Annotated in this window: 3 protein-coding genes; 2 read left to right on the forward strand and 1 reads right to left on the reverse strand. The window is 49.7% G+C overall.

Features of this window, described 5'->3' with window-relative positions; genetic code table 11:
• Nucleotides 1-49 precede the first annotated feature (49 nt).
• Entirely contained in the window at nt 50-211 is a 162-nt protein-coding gene (locus E1189_RS02390) for a hypothetical protein (protein WP_155158466.1), read from the reverse strand.
• A 67-nt stretch (nt 212-278) separates the two neighbouring features.
• On the opposite strand from E1189_RS02390, the gene E1189_RS02395 reads away from it, so the two are divergent.
• Nucleotides 279-1,421, forward strand: coding sequence for a hypothetical protein (locus E1189_RS02395; RefSeq protein WP_155158467.1), 1,143 nt, complete (start codon nt 279-281; stop codon nt 1,419-1,421).
• A 118-nt stretch (nt 1,422-1,539) separates the two neighbouring features.
• Complete coding sequence (locus E1189_RS02400) at nt 1,540-2,160, forward strand: LysE family translocator (protein ID WP_155158468.1); 621 nt, start codon at nt 1,540-1,542, stop codon at nt 2,158-2,160.
• Nucleotides 2,161-3,052 lie beyond the last annotated feature (892 nt).

Raw genomic sequence — 3,052 nt, forward strand, 5'->3', positions numbered from 1 at the left:
CTAACTGCAGACTGGAAGCACGAAAGGACGTTCTGAGGGGGGAAGCAGGCTATTGGTTTTCGGGAGCCTTTTGGGGGGCATTTTCGGAGGTGTCGTCTTCGTAGAGGGCGTTATCCAGCTGCGTCATGGCAAGGCTGAGAATGGCTGCGCCAAAAGCGACGCCAAAGGCCAGAAGGTAAGTAGCCGTGTTGATGGCACGTTCTTTAAGCATGAATTCAGTATAGGCTGCTTTCGCCGATACGCCTTACAAGATCTCCCGAACGGCGTAGAGACTGGTTATGAAACAGTTAAGAACAGCAGCTCAAGTACTGACCCGATTAGGAACGATTTCTGCTCTGGTGGTTTCCTCAAACCTTGCCGCAGAACTTCTTACTCTGGAAGAGAATGGTGCGACCCAGATTATGGCCAAGATTCGCGCCACTATGAGTGGGGAAACCGCTAAGGCCGGTGAGTCTGTTCCCTGGGAATTCAGTTACCAGCAGGACGGAGCTGACAAGATTGTTTATCTGGACTCTCACTTGCCTTTAACCGTGAAACAGGATGGTGAGCCGCTGGATATCAGCCTCTACAGAGTAAAGGTGAATCACGACGATGCTTTACTCACTCTCTCTTCAGAGGAAGATGCTGACGCTGGGGGAAGCATTATGATGATTGGCTATCCCGGAGCAACAAATAATCAGGCGACTCGCTTTCATGCCAACTTTAGTGAGCATATCGTGTTAGAAACGGAGGTGCGGCCAGAGCACCCCAGGCAAATCGGAGAAGAAGGCCATAAAATTGATATCGAGTTAAATACACCTCAGGAACTTCTGCCTACCGAGAATGAAATTGGCATCCTCGGAACCTCTTCAGCCAACCAGCCTCTTACGATTTTTGTATTCAAGCATGATGATGTGCAAGAAACAGTGTCCAGCCTGATTCATGAACACTTTAGCTGGTGGGTTAAGCATATGAATGACATCAGTGAAGAGTACCGAAAAACCAATCATGTTCCGTTGTTTAGCGAGTTGGTTATAGACTTCCGAACCGACAGTACCATTCAATCCTTCAAGTACAGAGGGGAACCCCGTGAGAGACTGAAAGAGCTGGCGAAAGAAATGCGCCGCTATAAAAAAAATAACGGGATCCTTGGTTCTTTTAAACGCAATAAATTCTTGCTGATGACCGAAAAAATGATGGACTGGAAAACCCTTGGTATTGCTTATCAAGGTGGGGAGTATGCTATGGCCGCTGACGATGACGAGCAGGTTGCCGCCCATGAAATCGGCCACATGCTCAATGGTCGTCATGACAAAGCTGATGTGATTTATAACGGTTGGTGGTGTGAATCCATTCTCTACTGGCAGCATATCTTCCTGCGTGCCAGCTGTCATTACTACACCGATGCAAACAAAGATGCCATTACAGACTACCTGAAATAAAACCTGCCTTAACACTGGAATGGCTACTCCTTCCTGAGTGCTGCGAAAAGCGGCTTAAAGGAAAGAGCTTGTGATACAATCCGTCAGGCTCTCTAATGCAAAACACTCTGGGACTTAAATGACTCTGGCGGTTCTGACGGTTTTTATTCCAACTTTCATTTTTGTATCCGCCACGCCGGGTATGTGCATGACGCTGTCGATGACCTTGGGCATGACAATCGGCGTGCGTCGTACACTGTGGATGATGGCCGGTGAACTGCTGGCGGTAGGGGGTATCGCCCTGCTTGTTCTCGTGGGGGGCGCTGCAGTGATGCTGCAATACCCGGCCGTATTTACCACTTTTAAAATGGTCGGTGGAGCCTACCTGTTCTGGATTGGTGTTCAGCTGTGGCAGTCCAGAGGCAAAATGGCACTGCAGGGTTTTGATGTTGATCACAGCCATATTTCTCCCAGCGAACTGGCTACACAGGGTTTTGTGACCGCTATTGCCAACCCTAAGGGGTGGGCGTTTTTTATTTCCCTGCTGCCTCCCTTCGTTCACCCCGAGCAGGCTCTTGCACCACAGATTGCTGTGATTGTGTCGTTGATTCTGCTGATCGAATTTATCTTCCTTGTTATCTATGCCAGTGGCGGGCGAACTCTGCGGCACTTTTTGGAAAAAGGCGATAACGTAAAAATTATGAACCGGATTGCCGGTACCTTAATGACGGGTGTGGGTATCTGGTTGGCGCTGGGCTGATTTAAACCCTAACCACTTTGAAAACTGTGATAACAGAATCCAGTCAGTATGTTTCGGTATACACGACCTGACAGACGATGATCCATCAGCACAATAGCCTATAGAGAATTGCAGCACTCTATCAGGTCTCGCAAGGTTCTTCGCCCGTCGCTGCTGCAATACTAACGCATGGATTCTGTACTGTTTTTCTATTGGTTCCGGGCGGGATTGATGCAGTGAAAGTGCGGGCCCGCACCGCTCCTGTGCCCGCCGCAGTCCTGGCTTGTACCCTCACAGCCCCAGGAAGCCTGCGGTCAGGACAACGGCACCCAACCCGGCACTGGCCGCAACCACCATGGCTGCAGGTCCTGCTGGACCATAGGCGACGTTTTTTGTCGGGCTTTCAGTAGGACTGTTTGTTGAAGGTGAAGTTGGCGTTGACGCTGACGTTGACGTTGACGGACTGCCAGTAGTACTGCTTGTTGACGGATCATCAGTAGCACGATCTGTGTTATCCCCATTAACCAGCTTGGGTTCGATCCGACAAAAAATCGGAAAGGATTTAGGCTGAAAACCGGTTCTTATCACTTCGGGAGTGACCCCAAGACATGAACCTCTGCTCTGAAAGCTTGTGCCAAATTCCAGTGTACAATTCGTGCAAGGGCACGTCACTGATCCTGAATATGTGCAGTCAGTTTTTAAAGTCCCCACTGAACGTTCAGCTAGGACCCAAGATTCGACGAAATTGCACCTTTCCCTAGCCCGCAGGGACAGACATGAACCAATGTTAGCCAAGGTTCTCAGTGAATTGAAGGAGCACGCATAGTATGTGCCTTGGCTACAATTCAATGCGGCTGGACCCGCCACAGAGCTAAAATTAGCACCTGAAACGCAGCTGACATGGATGCCAGGG

The organism is Parendozoicomonas verongulae, from assembly GCF_009711465.1.
In the GTDB taxonomy this organism is placed as follows: Bacteria; Pseudomonadota; Gammaproteobacteria; order Pseudomonadales; family Endozoicomonadaceae; genus Sansalvadorimonas; species Sansalvadorimonas verongulae.

Coding starts and splice junctions, on each gene's coding strand:
- E1189_RS02390 (WP_155158466.1), bottom strand. CDS start 211: ATGCTTAAAGAACGTGCCATCAACACGGCTACTTACCTTCTGGCCTTT.
- E1189_RS02395 (WP_155158467.1), top strand. CDS start 279: ATGAAACAGTTAAGAACAGCAGCTCAAGTACTGACCCGATTAGGAACG.
- E1189_RS02400 (WP_155158468.1), top strand. CDS start 1,540: ATGACTCTGGCGGTTCTGACGGTTTTTATTCCAACTTTCATTTTTGTA.